Source organism: Actinoplanes sp. CA-131856, assembly GCF_050956135.1.
Lineage (GTDB): Bacteria > Actinomycetota > Actinomycetes > Mycobacteriales > Micromonosporaceae > Actinoplanes.
The window spans coordinates 2,133,153-2,158,455 of sequence record NZ_CP191849.1 but is presented as its reverse complement, the minus strand read 5'-3'; the positions used below and the strand labels follow the sequence as shown (position 1 = coordinate 2,158,455).

Genomic DNA, 25,303 nt, shown 5'->3' with positions numbered 1-25,303 from the left:
CTGACAGAGCCCCCTGACAGTTCCCGGTCAGTGCCTCCGCCGGCGATGCCCCGCCGCACCCGCCAACCGAGCGGTCTGGCGGGCCGATTCGACCTCGATCTCGTGCCGCAGCTTGCGCCACGAGGCCAGCCGGCGCGGGGCCAGGGAGCCGTCGGTGACGGCCACTGCGACCGCGCAACCAGGCTCGGCGTCGTGCCGGCAGTCGTCGAACCGGCAGCCGGCGGCCAGCTCGGCGATGTCGGCGAAGGCCCGGTCGAGGCCCTCGGCGGTGTCGAGCAGACCCACACCACGGATGCCGGGCGTGTCCAGCACGGCGCCGCCGTTGGGCAACAGGACCAGATTTCGGTACGCGGTCGTGTGCCGGCCCTTGCCGTCGACGTCACGAATCTGCTGTACGGGCATGACGGGCGTCCCGGCCAGCGCGTTGACCAGCGTCGACTTGCCCGCCCCGGAACGGCCGAGCAGGGCCAGAGTGCTTCCGGGGCGCACGTACGCGCGTACATCGTCAAGCCCGGTCTTCCGCCGGACGCTCAGCGGAACCACCGGGACCCCCGGTGCGAGCTCGGCGATCTGCCGGGCGATGGCCGCCGGATCGGAGGTGGTGTCGCTCTTGGTCAGGATGAGCAGGGGTTTCGCGCCCGATTCCCAGGCCAGCGCGAGCAGGCGCTCGATGCGGGCGTCGTCGGGCTCCGGATGGATCGGCTCGACCACGGCCACGGTGTCCATGTTCGCGGCCAGCACCTGGCCGGTGGAGTCCTTGTCGGAGGTACGGCGGATCAAGGTGGTGCGCCGGGGCAGCACGCACTCGATCGTGACCCGGCGGTCGGGCCAGTGGCGCAACACCACCCAGTCACCGGCGCAGGGCAGCCGGGACGGGTCGTTGGCCGCGCTCAGCAGCACTCCCCCGGCCAGGCTGGCCCGGGTGACGCCGGCGGCGTCGAGCACGGTGCAGACCCCACGGTCGGCGCGCAGGACACGCCCGGCCGAGGCGTCGGAACGGTCGAATCGGCGATATGCGGATGCGAAGGTCTCGTCCCAGCCGAGCTGGGACAGGTCGTACGACATGGGAACCCTTTGCGGGACGGGAGACTGTGCCTGCCGGTGGGCGGTCAGGCCAGGGCCTCCGGGTGAAGGGACGCAGAAATGAACAGCACGCTCCCCACCTCCTCCGCGGGCTCGATCGGCGCGTCTGCACAGACGGTACGGTCGCCACTACTTCTGCGAAAGCGAATTCCGTGCCGATAGGGTTTGCCTCGTGACGATCGATCCGCTCGTTCTCCTCACGGATGTCGACCGAGCCACCGAGGAGCTCATCCACACCGTGGCCGACCTCGACCCGACGGTCGTCGGGCAGGCGTCGCTGCTGCCCGGCTGGACGGTCGGGCACGTACTGACCCACGTCGCGCGCAACGCCGACGCGTACGTGAACCTGCTGACCTGGGCCCGCACCGGCGTCGAGACGCCGGCCTACCCCTCGCCCGAGGCCCGCGAGGCGGGCATCCAGGAGGGCGCCGGCCGGCCGCTGCGCGAGCAGCTCGAGGACATCCGCGCCGCCCACGACCGGTTCGCCGACGCCGGGGCGGCGATGCCGGCCGAGGCGTGGGCGTTCTTCCTGCCGCCGACCGGCCAGTCGGCGGCCGCGGTGCCGTGGGCGCGGCTGCGCGAGGTGACCGTGCACCACACCGACCTGGGCCTGTCCTACACGCCGGCCGACTGGAGCGACGCGTTCGCGCTGCGCCTGCTGCGCGAGATCGTCACCGAGGCCACGGCCGCCGGCTGGCCGGCCATGGAGCTGCGCCCGTTCGGCATCGAACACGCCCTGACCATCGGCTCCGCCGGCAACCCGCCGGTCGTCGGCGGCCCGACCAAGTCGCTGGCGGCCTGGCTGGCCGGCCGGGCCGACGGCGCCGACCTGACCGTCTCGCCGGACGGCGAGCTCCCGAGACCAGCAAGGTGGAAGTGACATGACCTACACCGGTGACGTATCCGTCGGCGGCCCCGCCGACACCCGCGACCTGGGCGGCCTGACCATCACGAAGGTCGCCGTCGGACCCATGGAGAACAACGCCTACCTGCTCCGCAGCGGCGGCCGGCAGCTGCTGATCGACGCCGCCAACGAGGCGCCGACCCTGCTGAAGCTGATCGGCGACGGCGGCTTGGCCACGATCGTCACGACCCACCGGCACGGCGACCACTGGCAGGCGCTCTCCGACGTGGTCGCCTCCACCGGCGCCGAGTCCCTGGCCCACATCGAGGACGCGGCCGAGATCCCCCTGGTCAACCGCGACCTGCGCGAGGGCGAGACGATCACCGTGGGCGACGCCACCCTCGAGGTCATCCACCTGGTCGGCCACACCCCCGGCTCGATCGCCCTGCTCTACCAGGACCCGAACGGCACGGCCCACCTGTGGACCGGCGACAGCCTGTTCCCGGGCGGCCACGGCAAGACGGTCACCACCGAGGACCACATCTCCTTGATGGACGACCTGGAGGCCAAGATCTTCAACCGCCTCCCGGACGACACCTGGTTCTACCCGGGCCACGGCAAGGACTCGACCTTGGGCAACGAGCGCCCCCACCTGAAGGAGTGGCGCGACCGCGGCTGGTGATCGATCGGCCTGAGCCGGACCCAGCCCGGCTCAGGCCACCGCCTCCCCCGGCCCGAAACTGACGTTGAGCCGCACTTCCAGCGCCGCGGCCAGCCGCCCGAGCACCGGTAGTGTCGGCACCGTTCCCCCACCTTCGAACCGTGCCACCGCCGACTGCGTCATCCCCGCCGCCTCGGCGAGCTGAGCCTGACTCCAGCCCCGCCGCTCCCGGATCTCCCGCACCGAGACGCCGAGTTCGAAGGCAAGCCGAGCGGCATCGTAAGCATCCGCGGCACCGGGTTCGGCCATCCGCCGCTCCCGCATCGCGGCCCAACTGCCCTGCTCAGCCATCCGCCACCTCTTCCTCGACGAGATGCTCCTCGTCGACGCATTTCGCCATCGCCCGCCGCGCCCGCGCCACTTCTCGCGTCTCCCGTCCCCTGGTCTTGCGGAAGACCGTCAACAGAATGATCCGCCTTCCCGGCGCCACCCCGTGCAGCTGCTTCTATATGGATCTCCTCGCTGAGCAATACCCCCCGCTCGGCGAGGAGATCCATATAGAACGCCACGCGAGCGAAGAGCTCGGTCGGCAGGCTCTCGAGCCATTTCTCCACCTCCGGCTCCAGCTCGACGCTACCCCAGGTCATAGCATCAACGCTATATTCGGGCGGACGTCGCGGCGATCCCCCGCAAGAGCTACCCCGGCGCGGCTCAGCGCTGGTGCTTCAGGACCCTCTCGCGGAGGTGCTCCGGGACCAGTTCGATGAGCTGGTCGGGGCGTAGGGGGAGGTCGAGCAGGCTCAGCTTGATGCGGGTGCGGCGCTCGTGGGCGGCCCGGTCGAAGCGGACCACGTTGACGGCGTTGGGGCGCAACTGGACGGTGAGGTCGGTGTCCGCGTCGACAGTCACCGTGTCGGCGCCGTCCAGGGACACCCGGGACGGGGCGGCGCCCCGCAACGTGATGACCTCGGCGCCGCCCAGGATGATCGGGCGGCTGATGCCCGACATGGGGGCGACCGGCGTGAGACCGATCGCGGTGACCGACGGGGAGATGATCGGGCCGCCGGCCGCGTAGTTGTAGGCGGTCGAGCCGGTCGGGGTGCAGACGACCACCGCATCGCAGCGGAAGTAGCCGTGCTTGACCCCATTGAGCTGGAGGTCGAGGGCCACCGAGGTCCACGGGGTGGCGGCCGTGACGACCACGTCGTTGAAGGCCAGGTCGTCGCCCACGGCCAGGCCGCTGTGCGGTTCGAGGCTGAACTCGCCGGCGATCAGGCGTTCCAGCGCCCCGGGCAGCTCGGCCGGGCTGGTCTCGATGAGGAAGCCCAGGTTGCCGTGGTTGACGCCGAGGATCGGGGTCGGCCGCCCGGCCATCAGGCGCATGGCGCCCAGCATGGTGCCGTCACCGCCCAGGCTGAAGACGAAGTCCACCTTCTCCACGAAGTCGGGCTCCTCCAGGGCGAACAAGCCCAGCCGGGCCGCGTCGTCGGGGCGGGCCACCACCCGGGCGCCGACCCGCGCGGCCACCGTGACCACCGTGGCGACCGAATCGCTCACGTCATTGCGGGGATGGACCACCAGCCCGATGACCGCGTTGTTGCCCATGCCCCAACGTAACCCGTCGTTGATCCTGTTTGCCGTCAGCGGAAGAAGTGGCCACTAGTGGTGCCTCCGTGGTTACTCTGGCGGCACGCGGCAGACGGGAGGTTTCGGTGAATCTGCGGCACGATCCGATGCGGTGGGGACAGCCTCCGCAAAATCCCGACCCCTGGCCGCCGCACCTTCTCCCCGCCGGTGGTCCCGGACTGCCCGGGTGGCTCGAGGAGCGGCTGTTCGACCAGCGGATCGTCATGATCCGCGGCCCGCTCACCCCGGAGGGCGCCACCGGCATCGCGGCCGCGCTGCTCACCCTCGACGCGGCCGGCAACGAGCCGGTGCAGCTGCACGTGGCCAGCTCGGGCGGCGAGCTCGGGGCCGCGCTCTCGGTGATCGACGTGATCGACTCGATGGCGGCGCCGGTGCACGCGGTCGTCACCTCCGAGGCGGCCGGGGCCGTGGTCGCGGTGCTCGCCGCGGCCGAGCGGCGCGCCGCCTATCGGCACGCCCGGTTCCGGCTGACCGAGCCCCGCGCGGCCGCGGTCAGCGGCACCGCCGACGAGGTGGCCCGTGCCGCCGGGCAGCATCTGCGCGAGCTCGAGGAGATCATCCTGCGGCTGGTCGAGCTGACCGGGCAGACTCGCAGCCGCATCGAGGACGACCTGTCGGCCGGCCGGGGGCTGACCGCCCAGGAGGCCCTCGACTACGGCCTGATCGAGGAGATCATCGGCAAGGCATAGAAAAAGCCCCCGGGTCGTGGACCCGGGGGCTTTCTCTAGCTTTGTTACTGCGCGACCTTCACACCCATGGAGCGGGCGGTGCCGGACACGATCTGGATCGCGGCGTCGAGGTCGTTGGCGTTGAGGTCGGGGAGCTTGCGCTCGGCGATCTCCTTGACCTGCGTCGCGCTCAGCGTGCCGACGGTCTGGGTCAGCGGGTTGGACGCGGCGGACTGGATGCCGAGGGCCTTCTTGATCAGGAAGCTGGTCGGCGGCGTCTTGTAGGCCAGCGTGTGGCTGCGGTCCTCGTAGACGCTGACGATCACCGGGATGATCTCGCCACGGTTCTTCGAGGTGGCCTCGTCGTACTCCACCTTGACGGCACGCATGTTGGCCCCGGTCGGACCAAGCATCTTGCCGAGGTCGACCATCGCGGCGTTACCCGCCTCAAGCGCGAGGGTTACCTCATGAGTCTTTTTCTTGGGCGGCATTGCGTAGGGCTCCTTAGGGTGAGCTGCAAGCTCAACTCACAGCTCGCCAGCTTCATCAACACACGACAACCCCGAGACCTTACTACCGGCGCTTTTGTGTGGTCAAAACGGCGGCGGGTCTCAGGTACCGCGACTAGTGTAGCTCGGTGCTCAGTACTGGTCGCACTGGCATCGCTTCATCAGCGCCCGCACCGACGCGACGTAATCCGGGTTGGGCAGCTCCTTGGTCGCGGCGGCCTGCTCGACGCCGCCGGCACCCGCGTTGTAGCCGGAGATCACCACGTTGAGCAGGCACCATGAGGTCGCCGACTTGCACTTGGACGCGCTCAGGCTGTAGCTCCCGCCGAAGTACCTGTCCCCGCCCCATTTCGTCAGCCAGGCCAGGTAGTTGCCGCCGACCAGGACGTTCTGGTTGAACACCGACGAGTCGTACGAGAGGCCGAAGCGATTGTTGATCATGCTGACCGTGTCCGGCATGACCTGCATGACGCCGGCGCCCCCGTCGCAGTTGTGGATGTTGCTCTGCCAGCCGCTCTCCTGCCACGCCACCGCCTTGATCAGGGGGTAGTTGATTCGCAGGGCCGGAGCCTCGGTACGCCAGTAGACCTTGCCCGCGGCCGCCTTGAGCGCCGCCTTCACCTTGGTCTTGGAGACCGGCTTGGTCTTGTCGTAGTGAGCGCAGTCGGGCAGCTGGCTCCAGAACGGCGGCTCGGTCGGCTCGGTGGTGGCCGGCGTGGCCGCCTTCTTCGTCGGCGGCTTGGTGGTGGTCTCGACCGGCTCGGGTGTCGGGCTCTCGGTGATCGGCTCGAACGCCGGCTCGCCCGCGTCACTGGCCGCGACCGCCGACGGCGCCGGATCCGCGGCCGCATTGTCCTCGTCCTTACCGCCCAACCCACACCCGGCCGCGACCAGCAACGCGACCAGTCCCAGCGCCCACGTCCTCCGAGCCATATCGGTCCGACCTTTCCCCGTCAGCGGAATCGATGCGGACGCTACAGACCACGGCCCGGACGCGCTGACCCTTAAGCCGTCCCTTAAAGGTTGGCCGTCATAACGGACAAACCAGGTGGGATACGGAAGCGGTACCGTCGATCCAACCCCGGGCCGCGACAGCAACCAACACCGGGGACAATGGTTCCATGCAGACCCGCACCGACCTACGCAACGTCGCCATCATCGCTCACGTCGACCATGGCAAAACAACCCTGGTCGACGCCATGCTGCGCCAGGGGAGCCAGTCCCACGCGCGCGGCGAGATGGCCGACCGCGTCATGGACTCCATGGACCTGGAGCGGGAAAAGGGCATCACCATTCTCGCCAAGAACACGGCGATCAGCTACCAGCCCGCCGAGGGTGACCCCGTCACCATCAACATCATCGACACCCCCGGTCACGCCGACTTCGGCGGCGAGGTCGAGCGCGGCCTGACCATGGTCGACGGCGTCGCCCTGCTGGTCGACGCGTCCGAGGGCCCGCTGCCGCAGACGCGCTTCGTGCTCCGCAAGGCGCTGGCGGCCAAGCTCCCGATCATCCTGATCATCAACAAGGTCGACCGTCCCGACGCCCGCATCAAGGAGGTCGTCGACGAGACGTACGAGCTCTTCCTCGACCTCGACGCCGACGAGCACCAGATCGAGTTCCCGATCGTCTACGCCTGCGCCCGCGACGGCATCGCCTCGCTGACCCAGCCCAAGGACGGCACCGTCCCCGAGGACACCACCGACCTCGAGGTGCTGTTCAGCACGATCCTCGAGACCATCCCGGCCCCGACCTACACCGAGGACGCGCCGCTCCAGGCGCACGTGGTCAACCTCGACTCGTCCAACTTCCTGGGCCGGCTCGCGCTCTGCCGCGTGCACGAGGGCACCATCCGCAAGGGCCAGACCGTGGCCTGGTGCAAGACCGACGGCACGATCAGCAACGTCCGCATCTCCGAGCTGCTGATCACCGAGGGCCTCGACCGTAAGCCGGCCGAGAGCGCCGGCCCGGGCGACATCATCGCCATCGCCGGCATCGCCGACATCATGATCGGCGAGACCCTGGCCGACGCGGAGAACCCGGTCCCGCTGCCGCTGATCACCGTCGACGAGCCGGCCATCTCGATGGTCCTCGGCACCAACACGTCGCCGCTGGTCGGCAAGGTCAAGGGGGCCAAGGTCACGGCCCGCATGGTCAAGGACCGCCTCGACCGTGAGCTGATCGGTAACGTGTCGCTGCGCGTGCTGCCGACCGAGCGTCCCGACGCCTGGGAGGTGCAGGGCCGTGGTGAGCTCGCCCTGGCCATCCTGGTCGAGCAGATGCGCCGTGAGTCGTACGAGCTGACCGTCGGCAAGCCGCAGGTGGTCACCAAGATCATCGACGGCAAGACCCACGAGCCGGTGGAGCGCCTGACGATCGACGCCCCCGACGAGTACATGGGCGCCATCACCCAGTTGCTCTCGACCCGCAAGGGCCGCATGGAGGAGCTGATCAACCACGGCACCGGCTGGCTGCGCATGGAGTGGCTGGTTCCGGCCCGGGGCCTGATCGGATTCCGTACGGAGTTCCTGACCGAGACCCGCGGCACCGGCATCATGCACCACCTCTTCGAGGACTACGAGCCGTGGTTCGGCGAGCTGCGTACGCGCAACAACGGCTCGCTGGTCGCCGACCGGGCCGGCGCGGTCACCCCGTTCGCCATGATCAACATTCAGGAGCGCGGCCAGCTCTTCGTCGAGCCGACCACCGAGGTCTACGAAGGCATGATCGTCGGTGAGAACTCCCGTGAGGACGACATGGACGTCAACATCACCAAGGAGAAGAAGCTCACGAACATGCGCGCCGCGAGCGCGGACAACACCGAAAAGGTGATCCCGCCGCGCAAGCTGTCGCTGGAGCAGGCCCTCGAGTTCTGCCGCGAGGACGAGTGCGTCGAGGTCACCCCGAGCGCGATCCGCATCCGCAAGGTCATCCTCGACCAGCAGACCCGTGGACGTGAGGCGGCCCGCCGCAAGCACGCCAAGTAGAGACCACGACAAAGGCGCCCGGGTCATCGACCCGGGCGCCTTTGTGGTCGTACGACTAAACCAGCTCTTTCTTTCTGTCCCGCGACGACTTCACCAGGCTGGCCGCGGTCGCGACACCCAGCGTGCCCAGAATGATCAGCAGCGAGAGCCAGATCGGGATCTCCGGGGCCCAGTGCACCTCGTGGCCGCCGTTGATGAACGGCAGGCTGTTGGTGTGCAGCGCCTCCAGGAAGAGCTTCACGCCGATGAAGGCCAGCACGGCCGCGAGCCCGATGTTGAGGTAGACCAGCTTCTCCAGCAGGCCGCCGAGCAGGAAGAACAGCTGCCGCAGGCCCATCAGCGCGAAGACGTTAGCGGTGAAGACGAGGTACGGCTCCTTGGTGATGCCGAAGATCGCCGGGATGGAGTCGAGCGCGAACAGCAGATCGGTCGTGCCGATCGCGATCATCACGATCAGCATGGGCGTGAACAGCCGCTTGCCGGTCTCGGTGACCACCGTCATCTTGCCGCTCTCGAACGACGACGAGACCGGAAGGGCCTTCTTGGCCCAGCGGATCAGGATGTTCTCCTTGAAGTCCTCCTCGTCGTTCTCACCCTCCTTCAGCAGGTTGATGGCGGTGTAGACGAGGAACGCGCCGAACAGGTAGAAGACCCAGGAGAACTGCGAGATCAGCGCGGCGCCGGCGGCGATGAAGGCGCCCCGCATGAGCAGCGCCAGCACGATGCCGATCAGCAGCACCTTCTGCTGGAACTGCCGGGGCACCGCGAACCGGGCCATGATGATCACGAAGACGAACAGGTTGTCGACACTCAGCGAGTATTCGGTCAACCAGCCCGTGTAGAACTCGGCGGCGTAACTGCCGCCCGCGGTGACCCAGACACCGACACCGAAAATCAGGGCGAGCGCGACGTAGAACGCGACCCAGCTCCCGGACTCCTTCATCGAAGGTTCGTGAGGCCGGCGTCCGATGATCAGCAGATCAACGGCGAGAACGGCGACGAGAGCGACCAGGGTGACGACCCACACCCAGGTGGAGACGTTCAACAGGAACCTCCGGCAGACACGGTTCGACGCTGCGCCCACTCGAAGATCGCGTGAGAACAGCGACGTGCGACTGTCGGAGGTCTCTTCCGCCGCACCCCGCGTGAAGCGGGAAATCGCGACCGCCGGCCCCGGGCACGCCCACGAAGGCGCTCCGTGTTGACGAGACCGGCGCGGGGGAATACTCCCCTCCTACGGCAGCCATTGTGACGCATACCCGGCGACATTGGCAGTGGACCCCGGCAAAGGGTGTTCAGCCTCTCGACCAAACTTCTCAACCGGGACACTTTTCACCCTTCGTGGCTTCACCGTTACGTCACCCAATGCCCACCCGCACACGCCCTTAAGCCTTCCTAGGAGGCTAGTTCACTCCCTGGTGTGGCAGGCTGCGATCATGGTTCTCGAAGTCGCGCTGATCGACATCACCCCCGGTGAAGAGGACGCCTTCGCGGCGGCCTACCAGGCCGGAAGGCCGATCCTGGCGAGCACGCCCGGCTGCCTCTCGGTCCGCATGACCCGCGGCGTGGAGTCGCCGTCCCGCTTCGTCCTGCTGGTCGAGTGGGACAGCGTCGAGGCCCACTTGGAGAACTTCCGCGGCACCGACCGCTACACCCAGTGGCGCGGCCACATCGGCAAATACTTCGCCACCCCGCCCCTGGTCGAGCACTTCCTGGACGTCCCGGCCAGCTAGTCGACGGCGGGGTCGCCCTTGGTGAGGCAATAGGTGCCGCCGGCGGGGTCACGCAGGGTGGTCCAGTACGGCCACTCACCCACGAAGGTCGCTCCGAGTGACTCGTGCCAGGCCCGCCCGGCCGGGATGTCGGAACAGGTGACGTCCAGGTGGGCCGAGGTGGGACGCTCCTCGTCGAGGCGCTGGATCAGCAGGCGGACCGGTATCGGCGGCTCGGGCTGAAGGCGGCGGAACTCCCCCAGCTCACCGGGATCGAGACGCCAGCCGGTGGCGATCTCCCAGAAGCGCACCTCGTCGTCGAAGGCCGCCGGGCCGACGTCGACGCAGATCTGGTGAGGCCTGGTGGTCACGCCGCCGGGTCCGGCAAAAGGCCTCGGCCGTACGCCTTGATCACGCCACCGGGCCACACAGAAAGCCAGCCCGCCCGGCGAGCGCAGCGTCACCCAATCCCCGTGATCGGTGACCAGGGAAGCGCCGGCCGTGAGAACCCGGCCGGTGAACGCGGCCGGATCGTCGACCCACAGATCGGGGTGGGTGCCACCCGCACCGGAGCGCACACCCTGAATCTCGATCCAGTCGTCGCCGGCGGCCGTGCCCAGGCGCACGAACCCGGGATCGTGCTGCGGCCGGGGCTCCGACCCGGTCACCTCGGCCCAGAAGGAAACCGCCGCGTCGAGGGTTCCGACCGGCCGGTCCAGAAAGACGTCCACCCAGCGAATCATGCGCTCCGCGTACCCTCCGCCTCGGTTCGGTAACGGCCCCGGCGGCCTCGATGCTCGAAGCCGAGACGCCGGTAGACCGCCGCCGCCCCCGGGTTGTTGAGATTGACAGTGAGCCAGGCGTGATCGCTGCCATCGGCCCGAAGCCGGCCGAGCGCCGCACTGACGAGGGCGGCGCCCAGACCACGCCGGCGGGCCGCCGGCACCACACCGACTTGAACGATCCAGTCCCGCGCCGCCGTCACGAAGCCCGCGTCGCCGACCCCGGGCACGCTGACAAGCAGCGAACTCCCCGGCAGAAAGTCGTCGTCCTCTTCGTTCTCGGTGATCCACTCCTCGGCCGGGACACCGGGAAATCCCGGCCGCTCCCGGAACGCGGCCTCGTAGACCGCATGAAACCGCCGCCCAACTTCGGACGACCACGACACCACCGTCGCGCCGTCCACCCAGGCAGGTTCCGGCGGCGGCCCACTGAGATCGATCCGCATCACGTCCTCGGCAAAGATCCGCCGCAGCCCACGAGAGGCAAACAAGGCCTCCGCATCGTCGGTCAGCGACTCGATCTCCACGGTGACCGAACCGCCGACCCAGGAGGCCGAGGTGGCCTCAGAAGCGGCGGCCAAGGCGGAGCCGGCGGCCGACGTGGAGGCGGTGGCCGAGGTGGAGGCGGTGGCCGAGGTGGAGGCGGCGGCCAAGGCGGAGGCGGCGGCCGAGGTGGAGGAGGCGGCCAAGGCCCAGGCCTCGGCCAGCCCTCGGTCCAGCAGCCGGGCGCCGAGGCCACGGCCGCGAGCGGTGGGATCGACCAAGCCGGTGAAGGCGGCGCCGCCCGCGACGGGCCGGACCGCGCCCGCCGCCACCAAAGCACCCGCCGCCGACGAAGGCCCAGCCACCGAGCCGCCCGCCACCGACGAAGGCCCAGCCACCGAGGTGCCCGCCACCGATGAGACGTCGGCCGGAGATGAGACGTCGGCCGGGGATGGGGAGTGCAGGGCGAATGCCACGGCGCCCGGGGATGACCAGCGGCGGGCCAGGAAGGCCGGGTCGGTGGCCAACGGGAGGCCGCCGTCGGCGCTGAAGCAGCGCTCGGCCAAGGCCGCCAACTCCGGGGGCACGCCCGTGAGCGGAGCCCAGCCGGTCTGATCGATGGCGGTCATCCCGGCAGCTTAGGCTAGCTGCCGGGAGACATCGACCACTATTTGACTCCGGCCGCGTCCATTCCTCGGAGTTCCTTTTTCAGTTCGCCCATCTCGTCGCGGATTCGTGCCGCCAGCTCGAACTGGAGCTCGCGGGCCGCGGCCAGCATCTGCTCGTTCAGGTCCTGGATGAGCTGGGCCAGCTCGGTGCGGGCCATGCCCTCGCGGGCCGGGGCCGCCGCGGCGCCGCGGCCCTTCGAGCGGGTCTCGGGGACCGGGGCCTTGCCGCGCGAGATCTGCCGGCCACCGCCGCCGACCATCGGGTTGACCGCGGCGTCGGTGTCCTCGGCCTCGCGGTAGATGTCGTCGAGGATGTCGTGGATCTTCTTGCGGAGGGCCTGCGGTTTGATGCCGTTCGCCTCGTTGTGCGCGATCTGCTTCGTACGGCGCCGGTCGGTCTCCTCGATCGCGTCGCGCATCGACGGCGTCATCTTGTCCGCGTACATGTGGACCTCGCCCGACACGTTACGGGCGGCACGGCCGATGGTCTGGATCAGCGACCGGCCGCTGCGCAGGAAGCCCTCCTTGTCGGCGTCGAGGATCGCCACCAGCGACACCTCGGGCAGGTCGAGGCCCTCACGGAGCAGGTTGATGCCGACCAGCACGTCGTAGTCGCCCTTGCGCAGCTCCTTGAGCAGCTCGACCCGGCGCAGCGTGTCGACCTCGGAGTGCAGGTAGCGCACCCGGATGCCGTTCTCCAACAGGTAGTCGGTGAGGTCCTCGGCCATCTTCTTGGTCAGGGTCGTCACCAGGACCCGCTCGTCGCGCTCGGTCCGCAGCTTGATCTCGTGCATGAGGTCGTCGATCTGGCCCTTCGTCGGCTTGACCACGACCTGCGGGTCGACCAGGCCGGTGGGGCGGATGACCTGCTCGACGAACTCGCCCTGTGCCTGCTGCATCTCCCACGGGCCGGGGGTGGCCGACAGGAAGACCATCTGGCCGACACGCTCGAGGAACTCGTCGAAGCGCAACGGCCGGTTGTCGGCGGCGCTGGGCAGCCGGAAACCGTGCTCGATGAGGATGCGCTTGCGGGAGGCGTCACCCTCGTACATGCCGCCGATCTGCGGAATCGTCACGTGCGACTCGTCGATGATGGTCACGAAGTCGTCGGGGAAATAATCGAGCAGCGTGTACGACGGCTCGCCGTACGTCCGGCCGTCCATGTGCATCGAGTAGTTCTCGATGCCGTTGCAGAAGCCGACCTGCCGCATCATCTCGATGTCGTACGTCGTGCGCATGCGCAGCCGCTGCGACTCGAGCAGCTTGCCCTGCCGGTCGAGCTCGGCCAGCCGCTCCTCCAGCTCGGCCTCGATGTCGCGGATGGCCCGCTCCATCCGCTCGGGACCGGCCACGTAGTGGGTGGCCGGGAAGATGACCAGCTCGTCGACCTCGCGCACGATGTCGCCGGTCAGCGGGTGCAGGTAGTAGAGCTTCTCGACCTCGTCGCCGAACAGCTCGACGCGGACGGCCAGCTCCTCGTACGCCGGAATGATCTCGAGGGTGTCGCCCCGGACCCGGAACGTGCCGCGCTGGAAGGACATGTCGTTGCGGGCGTACTGGATGTCGACGAGGCGGCGCAGCAGCTGGTCACGGTCGATCTCGCCGCCGACCTTGACCTTGACCGCGCGCTCCAGGTATTCCTGGGGCGTGCCCAGGCCGTAGATCGCCGAGACCGTGGCCACCACGATCGTGTCGCGCCGGGTGAGCAGCGACATCGTGGCCGAGTGGCGCAGCCGCTCGACCTCCTCGTTGACCGACGAGTCCTTCTCGATGTAGGTGTCGGTCTGGGCGATGTACGCCTCGGGCTGGTAGTAGTCGTAGTAGCTGACGAAGTATTCGACAGCGTTGTTCGGCAGCAGCTCGCGCAGCTCCTTGGCGAGCTGGGCGCACAGGGTCTTGTTCGGAGCGAGCACCAGCGCCGGCCGTTGCAGTTTTTCGATCAGCCAGGCCGACGTGGCGCTCTTGCCCGTGCCGGTCGCGCCGAGCAGCACCGTGTTGCGGTCGCCGCGGCGGACCCGTCGCTCCAGCTCGGCGATGGCCGCGGGCTGGTCACCGGCCGGCTGGAATTCGCTGACGACCTCGAATCGGCCGTCGAGTCGTGGGATGTCGAGCGCCATGGGGACAACCGTACGTCGGGGGTATGACAAGTTTCGGCCGACGGGTTCGGCCGTCCGCGAACCCTCGTGCGGAGGGTGCACATTCGGCCCGGCCGGACGGCATTGTCGCTGTTGCGCATGTCACTTAGCCTGGTCGGGTAGGCCGCTCGCGGCGGCCCACCGGCATCGAGCGGGGCCACCACACGGTCCCCTCGTCCGGCCCGTGGTCGATGCGCCCCGGTTGTCCGGCGCGCGCACCCACGGCGGTCGCGCCCAGCGCAGACCGGCCGCCGCGAGCGCCTGACCCTTTCCGCGCCGATCAGGCTCAGGACGGCTGCCAGCCGGTGGTCTCGGCCCACTCGTCGGCGGCCAGGGCCTCCTCGTCGAACCAGGGTTCCTTCGCCTCGCCGTACGTGAAACGGTCTTTGTGCTCCTGAGCCCACGCGGCCTTGGCCGCCGCATAGCCCTCGCGGGCCTCCGGCACCGAGCGCAGGTGGTCGCGCATGAGGAGGGCGAACCGCCAGCCGGGTGAGCCGGTCACGCGGACGTGCAGATTGACCGGCTGCCCGGGATCGGCCGAGCCGTGCAACCGCTTGGGCCAGGTCTCGCCGGGCAGGCCCCGCGCGTTGTCCACCCACTCACCCGAGCGCCTCGGCAGACCGGCCGCGCCGAGCACGCCGGCCAGCTCGTCGGCCTCGTCGAGCGTCCGCACGGCCAGCATGAGGTCGATGATGTCCTTGGCCGGGAGCTCCGGCACGGCGGTCGATCCGATGTGCGACACCGTGATGGCCGGGCGATCGCGCAGGACGTGCCGGATCCTCGCCATGATCCGCTCGGCCGTCTCCGGCCAGCGCGGGTCGGGCTCGGCGATGTGCAGATCGCGTGAGGGCCGGGCCGAGGTGCCGGTGCGGACGTTCCGCTCGTACGGGATCAGACGCTCCTTGACCAGGACGTCCACCTGCTTCTCGAGCTCCCCCAGGGAGCCGTCGTTGATCAGCAGGACGTCGGCCGCGGCCCGGCGCTGGTCGTCGCCGGCCTGCGCCGCGATGCGGGCGGCGGCCTGCTCCTCGGTCATGCCGCGGGTCTTCACCAGGCGCTGGATCCGGGTCGCGCGTGTGGCCTCGACGACGATGACCAGGTGGAACGAGGAGGTCTGGCCGGTCTCGACCAGCAGCGGGATGTCGTTGACGACTATCGCTTCCGGGCCGGCTGCGGCGTGCAGCTGGGCGGCCCTCTCGCGTACACGCGGATGAATGATCTTTTCCAGACGGCGCCGGGCCTCGTCGTCGCCGAAGACCTTGGCGGCCAGGGCCGGCCGGTCGAGGGCGCCGTCGGCCGTCAGCACGCCGGCGCCGAACGCCGCCACCACCTCGGCCAGGCCGGGCGTGCCCGGCTCCACCACCTCGCGGGCGAGCAGGTCGGAATCGATGATGATCGCCCCGTGGCGAGCGAGCCGCCGCGCCACCGCGCTCTTGCCCGCACCGATCCCGCCGGTCAGTCCCACCCTCAGCACGAGCCAAGTATCGTCGCCGGGCCCATACGGCGAAAGGCCGCCCCGACCGGAGTCGGGACGGCCTTTTCAGAGTGCCGCTAGATCAGCTCTTCCCGCCGGCGAGCTTCTCGCGCAGAGCGGCGAGAGCCTCGTCGGTGGCCAGGGTGCCCGCGGGCTCCTCGGACGCACGCGCCGGGGCCGACGAGCTCGACGAGGAAGAGGTCGACGTCGAGGACGACGTGGTCGTGCCCGCGCCGGCCGGAACCGGGTTGAGCGCGGCCTCGGCGTCGGCCTCGCGGGACGCCTGCACCTGCTTGGTGTGGGCCTCCCAGCGCTCGCGCGCGTCGGCGTACTGCTTCTCCCAGGCCTCGCGCTGCTTGTCGAAGCCCTCGAGCCACTCGCCCGTCTCCGGGTCGAAGCCCTCCGGGTAGATGTAGTTGCCCTCGTTGTCGTAGGTGGCGGCCATGCCGTACAGCGTGGGGTCGAAGTGCTCCTCGCCCTCCACGAAGTTCTCGTTGGCCTGCTTCAGCGACAGCGAGATGCGGCGACGCTCGAGGTCGATGTCGATGACCTTGACCAGGACGTCGGAGCCCACCTGGACGACCTGCTCGGGCAGCTCGACGTGCCGCTCGGCCAGCTCGGAGATGTGCACCAGGCCCTCGATGCCGTCGTCCACGCGGACGAAGGCGCCGAACGGAACCAGCTTGGTGACCTTGCCCGGCACGATCTGGTTGATCGCGTGGGTCCGGGCGAACTGGCGCCACGGGTCCTCCTGCGTCGCCTTCAGCGACAGGGAGACGCGCTCGCGGTCCAGGTCGACGTCGAGCACCTCGACCTCGACCTCCTGGCCGACCTCGACAACCTCGGACGGGTGGTCGATGTGCTTCCAGGAGAGCTCGGAGACGTGCACGAGGCCGTCCACGCCGCCCAGGTCGACGAAGGCGCCGAAGTTGACGATCGAGGACACGACGCCCTTGCGGACCTGGCCCTTCTGCAGCTTGTTGAGGAACTCGGTGCGAACCTCGGACTGCGTCTGCTCGAGCCAGGCGCGGCGGGACAGGACCACGTTGTTGCGGTTCTTGTCCAGCTCGATGATCTTCGCCTCGAGCTCGCGGCCGACGTACGGCTGCAGGTCGCGGACGCGGCGCATCTCGACCAGGGAGGCCGGCAGGAAGCCACGGAGGCCGATGTCGAGGATGAGACCACCCTTGACGACCTCGATGACCGAGCCGCGGACGACGCCGTCGTCCTCCTTGATCTTCTCGATGGTGCCCCAAGCGCGCTCGTACTGCGCGCGCTTCTTGGAGAGGATCAGACGGCCTTCCTTGTCCTCCTTGGTGAGGACGAGGGCTTCGATGTGGTCACCGACCGACACCACTTCCGCGGGGTCCACGTCATGCTTGATCGACAACTCGCGCGAGGGGATGACACCCTCGGTCTTGTAGCCGATGTCGAGCAGGACCTCGTCCCGATCGACCTTGACGACGGTGCCTTCGACAATGTCGCCGTCGTTGAAGTACTTGATGGTCTCGTCGATGGCGGCGAGGAAAGCTTCCTCGGAACCGAGATCGTCGACGGTGACCTTGTTGGCGCTCGAGGTGGCCTCGATGCTGCTCGTCATGTGGACTGTTGCTCCGAACGGATGGGTGTCGTGGTGTCTCTCGCGCTCCACGGAACTGCCGGCGGGCACGGCACGAGCAACCAGGTTGACGACCAGTCGATCATGTCGAGACCGACGACCACGGAACCTGCTCCCTGCCGAGGTACACGATCCGCGAGCGCATCGACTAGCTTACCGTGCGCATTACCACAGCTTGCAAGCCCTCCTGACGAGCGCGGCACATTGTTGGCCCGAAACCCCACACCATGCCCCTAATATGCCGAATAGTGACGGCGGCGCGCGCTGCCGTACCGTGGCGCGGTGATCGAAAACGCACCCGTCTCGGATGACGAGAGCCGCCGCGCGAGCCGCGGATGGTGGGACTCGGACGCCGACGACTATCAGGCCGAGCACGGCTCCTTCCTGGGCGATCTCGACTTCGTGTGGTGCCCCGAGGGGCTGCGTGAGGCCGACGCCCACCTGCTCGGCGACGTGCGCGGCAAGCGGATCCTGGAGCTCGGCGCCGGAGCGGCGGCGGGCGCGAGGTGGCTCGACGGGCAGGGCGCGGAGGTGGTCGCGCTCGATCTCTCAGCCGGAATGCTGAGGCACGCGGTCGGCGCGGCCGCGCGTACGGGCGTGACGGTGCCGCTCGTGCAAGCGGACGCGCTGGCGTTGCCGTTCGCGGAGAGCGTATTCGACATTGTCTGCACGGCGTTCGGGGCGATCCCGTTCGTGGCCGACTCGGCGGCGGCCATGCGCGAGGTGGCCCGGGTGCTCAAGCCGGGCGGGGACTGGGTCTTCTCGGTCACCCACCCGATGCGCTGGATCTTCTGGGACGAGCCGGACGAGAGCGGGCTGATCGCCCGGAACTCGTACTTCGACCGGACGCCGTACGTGGAACGGGACGAGTCCGGGCAGGTGACCTACATCGAACAACACCGGACCATCGGCGACCGCGTACGGGAACTGGTCGCGGCCGGGTTCGAACTGCGCGACCTGATCGAGCCGGAATGGCCTTCGGAGAACGAACAGACGTGGGGCCAGTGGAGCCCGCTGCGGGGGCGGCTCTTCCCGGGAACCGCGATCTTTGTTAGCCGGCTCCTTCCCGGGGTACCCCCCGGTCCATGACGAAAGATCCGAAAAAGGGCGACGAGGTGACCTGGCGCAGCCACGGCGAGACCGTGCACGGCACGGTCGAGCAGAAGATCACCAAGCGGACCGAGGCCGCGGGCCGGACGGTCGACGCCTCCCCCGACGAACCGCAGTACAAGGTCAAGAGCGACAAGACGGGTCGCGAGGCGGTACACAAGCCGGGCGCGCTGCACCATGGCTGAGGACACGTACGCCGCGTTCACGTCGGCGGTGAACATGACGGCCGGCGAGCTCGAGAAGTGGCTGAAGACCGACGAGTCCCGCGACGTCGGCCAGAAGCCGTCGGGCGGTGGCGAGTCGGTCGGCCACGACTCCGGCCGCAAGATCGTCAAGATCCTCGGCACGAAGAAGGCCGACCTGACGGAGGCCGACGAGGAGCACATGCGCAAGGTAGTCGGCTACGTCCACCGCCACCAGGCGCAGCGCCCGTCAGGCGACGTGTCGGAGACGAAGTGGCGCCATTCGCTGATGAACTGGGGCCACGACCCGCTGAAGAAGTGAAGCGGCTCAACCGGCCAGGACTCCCAGATCGAGCAGGCCGCCCAGCACGGCCAGGGCGGCCGGGATCATCCGGTAGTAGACCCAGGTGCCGCGGCGGTCGCTGTCCACCAGGCCGGCCTCGCGCAGCACCTTGAGGTGGTGCGAGATCGTCGGCCCGGTCAGGTGGAAGGCCCCCGTGAGGTCGCAGACGCAGACCTCGCCTCCCCGCGCCGAGGCGATCATCGAGAGCAGCCGGAGCCGCACCGGATCGCCCAGCGCCTTGAACATCGGCGCGTAGGCGTCCGCCTGCGCGGGGTCGAGAGGCCCCCGCCCCAGCGTCGCCGCCCCCATCGTGTGGCTAGTCATGAGCCACACACTTACAGAGCCTCGCAACCACACCCGGCCGTGATCCGCTCACGGGCCGTGGCGCCGCCTTCCTAGGCTGGCCGCCATGAGCGTTCGGACGGCGGTGCGGGAACTGCTCCAGGTGACGGGGATGTGGCTCGGCATGGGCGAGCCGGAGGGCGACGGCACGACGGCGCCGCCGCCCCGGGCGGGCGCGGGCTTCATGGCGGTGCAGACGCTGGCGGCGGTGGCGCTGGGTGCGCTGCTGGCCGGGGCGTGGTCGGTGTTCTTCCGGTCGGAGGTGCGCACGCTCTTCCTGGTCGGCTATCTGCCGCTGATCGTGCCGCTGGCGATCGGCGTCGCCCGGAACCCCCGGGCGGCCGTCGTCCCGCTGGCCGGGGCGCTGCCGGCGGGCGCGCTCGCCGTCGTGGCAGTCCGCGCGGTCCCGGCCGCCGGAAACGGTTTCTGGTGGTGGTTCCTGGCGTTCGCCGCCGGAGCCCTCGCCGCGGGCACCGTCTTCGGCGCGCGCAGCACCCGCCACCCCGACGACCCCGCAGCCGACAGCCACCCGACCGGCAGCCGCGCGGCCGACGGCCCGCTCTGAGGGCGGGCAGCAGCCGACCGCAGCCGTCGAAAGGTCAGCAGGCGACGGCGATCAGTGGTCGGCGCCGTTCCAGTCTCGGCCGGAGCCTACGGAGACCTCCAACGGGACGGACAACGGGTGGGCGTTGCCCATCTCCTCGCGCACCAACGCCTCGAGGGACTCGCGCTCGCCGGGGGCCACGTCGAAGACCAGCTCGTCGTGGACCTGGAGGAGCATGCGGGATTTGAGGCCGGACTCGCGGATGGCCCTGTCCACTCGGAGCATGGCCACCTTGATGATGTCGGCGGCTGAGCCCTGGATGGGGGCGTTCAGGGCCATGCGCTCGGCCATCTCGCGGCGCTGGCGGTTGTCGCTTGACAAGTCGGGCAGGTAGCGGCGGCGGCCCAGGATCGTGGCCGTGTAACCGTCCTGCACCGCTCGGCGGACCACTGCCTGCAAGTAGTCGCGGACGCCGCCGAAGCGTTCGAAGTATTCGTCCATCAGGCCGCGGGCCTCGTCGACCGGGATGGTGAGCTGGTTGGACAGGCCGAAGGCGCTCAGGCCGTACGCCAAGCCGTAGTTCATGGCCTTGATTTTGCGGCGCTGGTCGGGGACGACCTCCTCGACCGGGACGTGGAAGACCGAGGACGCGGTGGCCGCGTGGAAGTCGAAGGCCGAGTTGAAGGCGGCGATCAGGGCCTCGTCCTCCGACAGGTGGGCCATGATGCGCATCTCGATCTGGCTGTAGTCGGCCGTCATGAGCGACTCGAAGCCCTCGCCGACCACGAACGCGCGGCGGATGCGCCGGCCCTCCTCGGTGCGGATCGGGATGTTCTGCAGGTTGGGGTCGGTCGACGACAGGCGGCCGGTGGCGGCGACGGTCTGGTTGAACGTCGTGTGGATGCGGCCGTCGTCGGAGACCGATTTCAGCAGGCCGTCGACTGTCGATTTCAGCTTGGCCACGTCGCGGTGGCGCAGCAGGTGCTCCAGCAGCGGGTCGCCGGTCTGGGTGAACAGGTTCTGCAGGGCGTCGGCGTCGGTCGTGTAGCCCGACTTGATCTTCTTGGTCTTGGGGAGGTTGCGCTCCTCGAACAGGATCTGCTGGAGCTGCTTGGGCGAGCCGAGGTTGAACTCGCGGCCCACCACCTCGTGCGCCGCCTGCTGGGCCGCTTTCACCTCGGCCGCGAAGTGGGCCTCGAGCTCGGACAGATAGTTGGTGTCGGCCGCGATGCCCAGATGTTCCATCTCGCCGAGCACCTCGGACAGCGGCTGCTCGACCTCGGTCAGCAGGGTCTGCGACTCGCCGCCGTCGCGGGACAGCTCCTCGGTCAGCACGTCGGCCAGGTCGAGCGTGGCCCGGGCGCGCAGCATGAGCGTCTCCTCGGCGCCGCCCTCGTCGCCCACGCCCGCGAGCAGGTCGAGCTGGCCGGTGGCGGGCTCCTCGACGCGCAGCTCGCGCTTGAGGTAGCGCAGGGCCAGGTCGGTCAGGTCGTACTGCCGCTGGTCGGGCTTGGCCAGATAAGCCGCCAGGGCCGTGTCGATCCGGACGCCGCCGAGGCCCCAGCCGTGTGCGCGCATGGCCAGCGAGGCCGGCTTGGCGTCGTGCACGACCTTGGGCCGGTCGGGGTCGGCCAGCCACAGGGCGACCGCCTGCTCGTCGGCCTCGTCGAGGGCGGCCGGGTCGAACCAGGCGGCCGGCCCGTCGCCGGTGGCGACCGCGAGGCCGGTGAGCGAGCCCGTGCCGCGGCCGAACGTGCCGGTGACGGCGACGCCGACGGGCGCGGCCTGCGCGTGCGCGGTCAGCCAGGCGGCGACCTCGCCGGAACGCAGCACGTGGCCCTCGATGTCGAAGCCGGACTCGGCCTCGGGCTCGACCGCCTCGAGGTAGCTGTAGAGCCGCTCGCGCAGCACCCGGAACTCGAGGGCGTCGAAGACCTGGTGCACGGCCTCGCGGTCCCAGCCCGGCCACCGCACGTCCTCCGGGCGTACCGGAAGCTCGAGGTCTTTGCGCAGCGCGTTGAGCTCGTAGTTGAGCATCACCGACGACAGGTGGGCGCGCAGGTTGTCGCCGGCCTTGCCCTTGATCTTGTCGGCGTTGGCAACGACGCCCTCGATGCCGCCGTATTCGGTGATCCACTTGGCCGCCGTCTTGGGGCCGACGCCGGGCACACCGATCAGGTTGTCGCTGGTCTCGCCGACCAGGGCGGCCTTGTCACGGTAGAGGTGGGGCGGCACGAGCTGCTTCTCCTCGACCAGGGCGGGCGTCATCCGCCAGACCTCGGAGACACCGCGGCTCGGGTAGAGAACCGTGGTGTGCTCGTCGACCAGCTGGAGGGCGTCGCGGTCGCCCGAGGAGATCAGCACCTCCATGCCGGCCTCGCGGGCCTGGGTGGCGAGGGTGGCGATGACGTCGTCGGCCTCGAAGCCGGCCTTTTCGACATAGGGGATGCGCAGCGCGTCGAGGATCTCCTTGACCAGGCTGACCTGGCCCAGGAACTCGGGCGGCGTGGCCGACCGGCCCGCCTTGTACTCCGGGTATTTCTCGGTGCGGAAGGAGACGCGCGAGACGTCGAAGGCCACCACGATGTGCGTCGGCTTCTCGTCGCGCAGCATGTTGATCAGCATCGAGGTGAAACCGAAGACCGCGTTCGTGTGCTGCCCGGTCTGGGTGCTGAAGTTTTCCTTGGGCAGCGCGTGGAAGGCACGGTAGGCCAGCGAGTGGCCGTCGAGCAGCAGCAAACGGGGGGTCTCGGCGTCTTCGCTCACGTCCAGGAACTCTAGTCGTGGGGTACGACAGAAACCGGGACCACCCCGCGTGCTTAAAGCACCTTGCTCAGAAATGCCCTGGTTCGCTCGTGCTGCGGATTCGCGATGACGTCCCGCGGGGCGCCCTCCTCCACGACGACGCCGCCGTCCATGAAGATCAGCTTGTCGCCGACCTCGCGGGCGAAGCCGATCTCGTGGGTGACCACGACCATGGTCATGCCGTCCCGGGCCAGGTCCTTCATGACGTCGAGGACCTCACCGACCAGCTCCGGGTCGAGCGCGCTGGTCGGCTCGTCGAACAGCATCAGCTTCGGCCGCATGGCCAGGGCGCGGGCGATCGCCACCCGCTGCTGCTGGCCGCCCGAGAGCTGTCCCGGATACGACTCCGTCTTCGCGCTCAGGCCCACCCGGTCGAGCAGGGCCAGGGCCCGTTGGCGTACGTCGGCCTTGGCCTCGCTCTTGACCTTGCATGGGGCCTCCATGACGTTCTGGAGCACCGTCATGTGCGGGAAGAGGTTGAAGCGCTGGAAGACCATGCCGATCGAGCGGCGCTGCTTGGCCACGTCCTTCTCGCCGAGCTCGTGCAGCTTGCCGCCGCGCTCGCGATAGCCGATCAGATCGCCGTCGACGGTGATGCGGCCCGCGTTGATCTTCTCGAGGTGGTTGACGCAGCGCAGGAATGTCGACTTGCCCGAGCCGGAGGGCCCGAGGACGCAGCATACCTCCCCCGCCTTGACGACCAGGTCGATGCCCTTGAGCACCTCGAGCGAGCCGAACGACTTGTGCACGTTGTCGGCGCGCACCATCTCCGAAGTCATGTGCCCTCCCCGGTCGGGGTGATCCGTCCGCCCTGTTCGACCTCGATGTCGCGCAGCCGCTGCTTGGCCCGGCCCGTGGCGCCGTACCCCTTGCCGTAGTGCCTCTCCAGAAAGAACTGGCCGATCATCAGGACGGTGCAGATGATCAGATACCAGATCACGGCGGCCACCAGCACCGGGAAGACCACGAAGGTCCGCGCCGAGACCGCGTTCAGCTGGAACCAGAGCTCGCCGGCGACCGGGACGTACGCCACCAATGACGTGTCCTTGACCATCGCGATCGTCTCGTTGCCGGTGGGCGGCACGATCACCCGCATGGCCTGCGGCAGCACGATGCGCCGCAGCACCTGGAAGCGGCTCATGCCGAGCGCGACGGCGGCCTCGGTCTGTCCTTGATCGACGGACTGGAGACCGGCACGGACGATCTCGGCCATGTACGCCGCCTCGGACAACCCGAGCGCCAGCATGCCGGCCACGAATCCGGCCAGCAGGTCGGCCGCCCGGATGCTGTAGAACTGCCCGTTGAAGTTGTCGATGCCGAACAGGTCGCCGATCTGCTTGTCGAACGGCAGGCCGAAGCCGACACGGCTCCACAGGATGTTCAGGTTGCCGAACAGGATGGCCAGGATCAGCCGGGGCACCGCCCGGAAGAACCAGGTGTAGACGAACGCCACCGACGACAGGATCTTGTTCGGCGACAGCCGCATCACGGCGAGGACGACGCCGAGCCCGATGCCGATCGCCATCGACGTGACGGTCAGCAGCAGGGTGCCGCGCAGGCCCTCGAGGACCGGCCCGGTGAACATGACCCCGCGCTTGCCGTCCTCATAGGACGAGAAGATGAACGACCAGCGGAAGTTGTCGTTCGTCACCAGCAGGTGCACGAACATCGCGGCGAGCACCGCGAGCACCGCGATCGTCACCCAGCGCCCGGGGTGCCGGACGGGCACGGCCTTGATCGGTTCCGGCCGTGCCCGTTCGGTGGTTGTCTGGTCGCTCATGTGTGGCGGATCAGACCGACGGGTTCACTTCGGCGGTGGTGACCGCGCCCGCGGTGACGCCCCACTTGTCGAGGATCGTCTTGTAGGTGCCGTCGGCGATCAGCGCCTTGACCGCCTCCGAGATCACGTTCGCGAACTCGGTCTGGTCCTTGGCCACCACGTAGCCGTACGGCGCCGAGTCGTAGATGTCGCCGACCAGCTCCAGCGTGCCGGCCTGCTTCACCGCGTACGCCACGATCGGGGAGTCGGCCAGCATGGCCTCGTCCTTGCCGGTCACCACGGCGTTGGTGGCGTCCGACTGCTTCTGGTACTGGTCGATCGTGATCTTCGCCTTGCCACCGTCGGTACACTTCTTCGACCGGGCGTTGAGGTCGTCGACCTGCACGGTCGCGGTCTGCACGGCGATCTTCTTGCCGCAGACGTCGTCCGGGTTGACCGTGGCGCCCTTCTTGGCCGCCCACTGGGTGCCGGCCGAGAAGTAGGAGATCATGTTGACCTCCTTGAGCCGGTCCGGGTTGATCGTGAACGAGGAGACGCCGACCGCGTACTTGTCGGTGCTCACGCCCGGGATGATGCTGTCGAAGGTGGCCGACTGCCATTCGGTGGTCAGGCCCAGCTTCTGCGCGACCGCGTTGAACAGGTCGACGTCGAAACCGATGACCGTCTTGCCGTCGCTGTCGAGATATTCGTTCGGCGCGTACGACGAGTCGGTGCCGATGACCAGCTTGCCGGCGCTCTTGATGTCGGCCGGGACCTTGTCGGCCAGCGAGGTGTCGGCGGAGGCGGTGGGTGCGGGGGCGCCGGTCGAGCCCGAGTCGCTGGACTCCGAGCCGCAGGCGCCCATCGACAACGTCAGCGCCGCCGCGGCGGCCAGGCCGAGGATCGCCCGGCGGCCTGAGGGGGTGCGGAACATGATGACTCCTAGT

General features: G+C 69.1%; 26 protein-coding genes. 10 read left to right on the top strand and 16 right to left on the bottom strand.

Annotated features, from left to right (window positions below):
• Positions 1-27 precede the first annotated feature (27 nt).
• A complete protein-coding gene (rsgA, locus tag ACQP2X_RS10380) occupies positions 28-1,065 on the bottom strand; it encodes a ribosome small subunit-dependent GTPase A (protein ID WP_498696011.1) in 1,038 nt (345 codons plus the stop codon).
• A 190-nt stretch (positions 1,066-1,255) separates the two neighbouring features.
• Here rsgA and ACQP2X_RS10375 point away from each other — a divergent pair, with 190 nt between their 5' ends.
• Both ACQP2X_RS10375 and ACQP2X_RS10370 read left to right on the top strand, forming a co-directional pair.
• Complete coding sequence (locus ACQP2X_RS10375; protein WP_498696010.1) at positions 1,256-1,963, top strand: maleylpyruvate isomerase family mycothiol-dependent enzyme; 708 nt, start codon at positions 1,256-1,258, stop codon at positions 1,961-1,963.
• Position 1,964: 1 nt separating this feature from the next.
• On the top strand, positions 1,965-2,609 hold the full coding sequence (locus ACQP2X_RS10370; RefSeq protein ID WP_498696009.1) for an MBL fold metallo-hydrolase: 645 nt from the start codon (positions 1,965-1,967) through the stop codon (positions 2,607-2,609).
• A gap of 30 nt (positions 2,610-2,639) precedes the next feature.
• Here ACQP2X_RS10370 and ACQP2X_RS10365 read toward each other — a convergent pair whose 3' ends face one another.
• Both ACQP2X_RS10365 and ACQP2X_RS10360 read right to left on the bottom strand, forming a co-directional pair.
• The gene (locus ACQP2X_RS10365; protein WP_498696008.1) at positions 2,640-2,939 is read right to left on the bottom strand and encodes a helix-turn-helix domain-containing protein; all 300 of its coding nucleotides are present in this window, start codon (positions 2,937-2,939) and stop codon (positions 2,640-2,642) included.
• Positions 2,940-3,299: 360 nt separating this feature from the next.
• Positions 3,300-4,193, bottom strand: a complete 894-nt coding sequence (locus ACQP2X_RS10360; RefSeq protein WP_498696007.1) for an NAD(+)/NADH kinase — start codon at positions 4,191-4,193, stop codon at positions 3,300-3,302.
• Between the two features lie 107 nt (positions 4,194-4,300).
• On the opposite strand from ACQP2X_RS10360, the gene ACQP2X_RS10355 reads away from it, so the two are divergent.
• Complete coding sequence (locus ACQP2X_RS10355) at positions 4,301-4,924, top strand: ATP-dependent Clp protease proteolytic subunit (protein ID WP_498696006.1); 624 nt, start codon at positions 4,301-4,303, stop codon at positions 4,922-4,924.
• A 44-nt stretch (positions 4,925-4,968) separates the two neighbouring features.
• Here the strand turns inward: ACQP2X_RS10355 and ACQP2X_RS10350 are convergent, their stop codons facing one another.
• Positions 4,969-5,394, bottom strand: a complete 426-nt coding sequence (locus ACQP2X_RS10350; RefSeq protein WP_498696005.1) for an uL11 family ribosomal protein — start codon at positions 5,392-5,394, stop codon at positions 4,969-4,971.
• A 150-nt stretch (positions 5,395-5,544) separates the two neighbouring features.
• Positions 5,545-6,345 carry a transglycosylase SLT domain-containing protein gene (locus ACQP2X_RS10345; RefSeq protein ID WP_498696004.1) on the bottom strand — a complete coding sequence of 267 codons (801 nt, stop codon included), beginning with the start codon at positions 6,343-6,345 and terminating at the stop codon, positions 5,545-5,547.
• A gap of 188 nt (positions 6,346-6,533) precedes the next feature.
• On the opposite strand from ACQP2X_RS10345, the gene typA reads away from it, so the two are divergent.
• The gene (typA, locus tag ACQP2X_RS10340; RefSeq protein WP_498658207.1) at positions 6,534-8,399 is read left to right on the top strand and encodes a translational GTPase TypA; all 1,866 of its coding nucleotides are present in this window, start codon (positions 6,534-6,536) and stop codon (positions 8,397-8,399) included.
• Positions 8,400-8,454: 55 nt separating this feature from the next.
• Here the strand turns inward: typA and ACQP2X_RS10335 are convergent, their stop codons facing one another.
• Positions 8,455-9,444, bottom strand: coding sequence for a TerC family protein (locus ACQP2X_RS10335; RefSeq protein ID WP_498696003.1), 990 nt, complete (start codon positions 9,442-9,444; stop codon positions 8,455-8,457).
• A 391-nt stretch (positions 9,445-9,835) separates the two neighbouring features.
• On the opposite strand from ACQP2X_RS10335, the gene ACQP2X_RS10330 reads away from it, so the two are divergent.
• Positions 9,836-10,132, top strand: coding sequence for an antibiotic biosynthesis monooxygenase family protein (locus tag ACQP2X_RS10330; RefSeq protein WP_498696002.1), 297 nt, complete (start codon positions 9,836-9,838; stop codon positions 10,130-10,132).
• Here the strand turns inward: ACQP2X_RS10330 and ACQP2X_RS10325 are convergent.
• Positions 10,129-10,842: a VOC family protein gene (locus ACQP2X_RS10325; RefSeq protein ID WP_498696001.1), complete on the bottom strand. Its 714-nt coding sequence runs from the start codon at positions 10,840-10,842 to the stop codon at positions 10,129-10,131. The two genes, ACQP2X_RS10330 and ACQP2X_RS10325, sit on opposite strands and share 4 nt — an antisense overlap.
• Before the next feature lie 8 nt (positions 10,843-10,850).
• Positions 10,851-11,420: a GNAT family N-acetyltransferase gene (locus ACQP2X_RS10320; RefSeq protein WP_498696000.1), complete on the bottom strand. Its 570-nt coding sequence runs from the start codon at positions 11,418-11,420 to the stop codon at positions 10,851-10,853.
• A 1-nt stretch (position 11,421) separates the two neighbouring features.
• On the opposite strand from ACQP2X_RS10320, the gene ACQP2X_RS10315 reads away from it, so the two are divergent.
• Complete coding sequence (locus ACQP2X_RS10315) at positions 11,422-11,991, top strand: hypothetical protein (RefSeq protein ID WP_498695999.1); 570 nt, start codon at positions 11,422-11,424, stop codon at positions 11,989-11,991.
• Positions 11,992-12,043: 52 nt separating this feature from the next.
• Here ACQP2X_RS10315 and uvrB read toward each other — a convergent pair whose 3' ends face one another.
• The 3 genes from uvrB to rpsA all read right to left on the bottom strand — a co-directional run bounded on the left by uvrB (position 12,044) and on the right by rpsA (position 17,253).
• The gene (gene uvrB / locus ACQP2X_RS10310) at positions 12,044-14,161 is read right to left on the bottom strand and encodes an excinuclease ABC subunit UvrB (protein ID WP_498695998.1); all 2,118 of its coding nucleotides are present in this window, start codon (positions 14,159-14,161) and stop codon (positions 12,044-12,046) included.
• 304 nt (positions 14,162-14,465) lie between these two features.
• Entirely contained in the window at positions 14,466-15,653 is a 1,188-nt protein-coding gene (gene coaE / locus ACQP2X_RS10305) for a dephospho-CoA kinase (protein WP_498695997.1), read from the bottom strand.
• 82 nt (positions 15,654-15,735) lie between these two features.
• On the bottom strand, positions 15,736-17,253 hold the full coding sequence (rpsA, locus tag ACQP2X_RS10300) for a 30S ribosomal protein S1 (RefSeq protein WP_498695996.1): 1,518 nt from the start codon (positions 17,251-17,253) through the stop codon (positions 15,736-15,738).
• 300 nt (positions 17,254-17,553) lie between these two features.
• Here rpsA and ACQP2X_RS10295 point away from each other — a divergent pair, with 300 nt between their 5' ends.
• Genes ACQP2X_RS10295 through ACQP2X_RS10285 form a run of 3 tightly spaced genes read left to right on the top strand, consistent with a single transcriptional unit; the run spans position 17,554 to position 18,885 of the window.
• Entirely contained in the window at positions 17,554-18,360 is an 807-nt protein-coding gene (locus ACQP2X_RS10295) for a class I SAM-dependent methyltransferase (RefSeq protein ID WP_498695995.1), read from the top strand.
• Positions 18,357-18,566: a hypervirulence associated TUDOR domain-containing protein gene (locus tag ACQP2X_RS10290; RefSeq protein ID WP_498695994.1), complete on the top strand. Its 210-nt coding sequence runs from the start codon at positions 18,357-18,359 to the stop codon at positions 18,564-18,566. The genes ACQP2X_RS10295 and ACQP2X_RS10290 overlap by 4 nt, the downstream gene beginning before the upstream one ends.
• Complete coding sequence (locus ACQP2X_RS10285) at positions 18,559-18,885, top strand: DUF3140 domain-containing protein (RefSeq protein WP_498695993.1); 327 nt, start codon at positions 18,559-18,561, stop codon at positions 18,883-18,885. Before ACQP2X_RS10290 ends, ACQP2X_RS10285 begins: the two co-directional genes overlap by 8 nt.
• Positions 18,886-18,891: 6 nt before the next feature.
• On the opposite strand, the gene ACQP2X_RS10280 is transcribed toward ACQP2X_RS10285, so the two are convergent.
• Positions 18,892-19,230: an ArsR/SmtB family transcription factor gene (locus tag ACQP2X_RS10280; protein ID WP_498695992.1), complete on the bottom strand. Its 339-nt coding sequence runs from the start codon at positions 19,228-19,230 to the stop codon at positions 18,892-18,894.
• A gap of 85 nt (positions 19,231-19,315) precedes the next feature.
• On the opposite strand from ACQP2X_RS10280, the gene ACQP2X_RS10275 reads away from it, so the two are divergent.
• Positions 19,316-19,813, top strand: coding sequence for a hypothetical protein (locus ACQP2X_RS10275; protein WP_498695991.1), 498 nt, complete (start codon positions 19,316-19,318; stop codon positions 19,811-19,813).
• Positions 19,814-19,864: 51 nt separating this feature from the next.
• Here the strand turns inward: ACQP2X_RS10275 and polA are convergent, their stop codons facing one another.
• Genes polA through ACQP2X_RS10255 form a run of 4 tightly spaced genes read right to left on the bottom strand, consistent with a single transcriptional unit; the run spans position 19,865 to position 25,290 of the window.
• Positions 19,865-22,558 (bottom strand): DNA polymerase I, encoded by a 2,694-nt coding sequence (polA, locus tag ACQP2X_RS10270; RefSeq protein WP_498695990.1) that lies wholly within the window; start codon positions 22,556-22,558, stop codon positions 19,865-19,867.
• A gap of 53 nt (positions 22,559-22,611) precedes the next feature.
• A complete protein-coding gene (locus ACQP2X_RS10265) occupies positions 22,612-23,376 on the bottom strand; it encodes an amino acid ABC transporter ATP-binding protein (protein WP_498695989.1) in 765 nt (254 codons plus the stop codon).
• Positions 23,373-24,377, bottom strand: a complete 1,005-nt coding sequence (locus tag ACQP2X_RS10260; protein ID WP_498695988.1) for an amino acid ABC transporter permease — start codon at positions 24,375-24,377, stop codon at positions 23,373-23,375. Before ACQP2X_RS10260 ends, ACQP2X_RS10265 begins: the two co-directional genes overlap by 4 nt.
• A 10-nt stretch (positions 24,378-24,387) precedes the next feature.
• The gene (locus ACQP2X_RS10255; RefSeq protein WP_498695987.1) at positions 24,388-25,290 is read right to left on the bottom strand and encodes an ABC transporter substrate-binding protein; all 903 of its coding nucleotides are present in this window, start codon (positions 25,288-25,290) and stop codon (positions 24,388-24,390) included.
• Between the last annotated feature and the right edge of the window lie 13 nt (positions 25,291-25,303).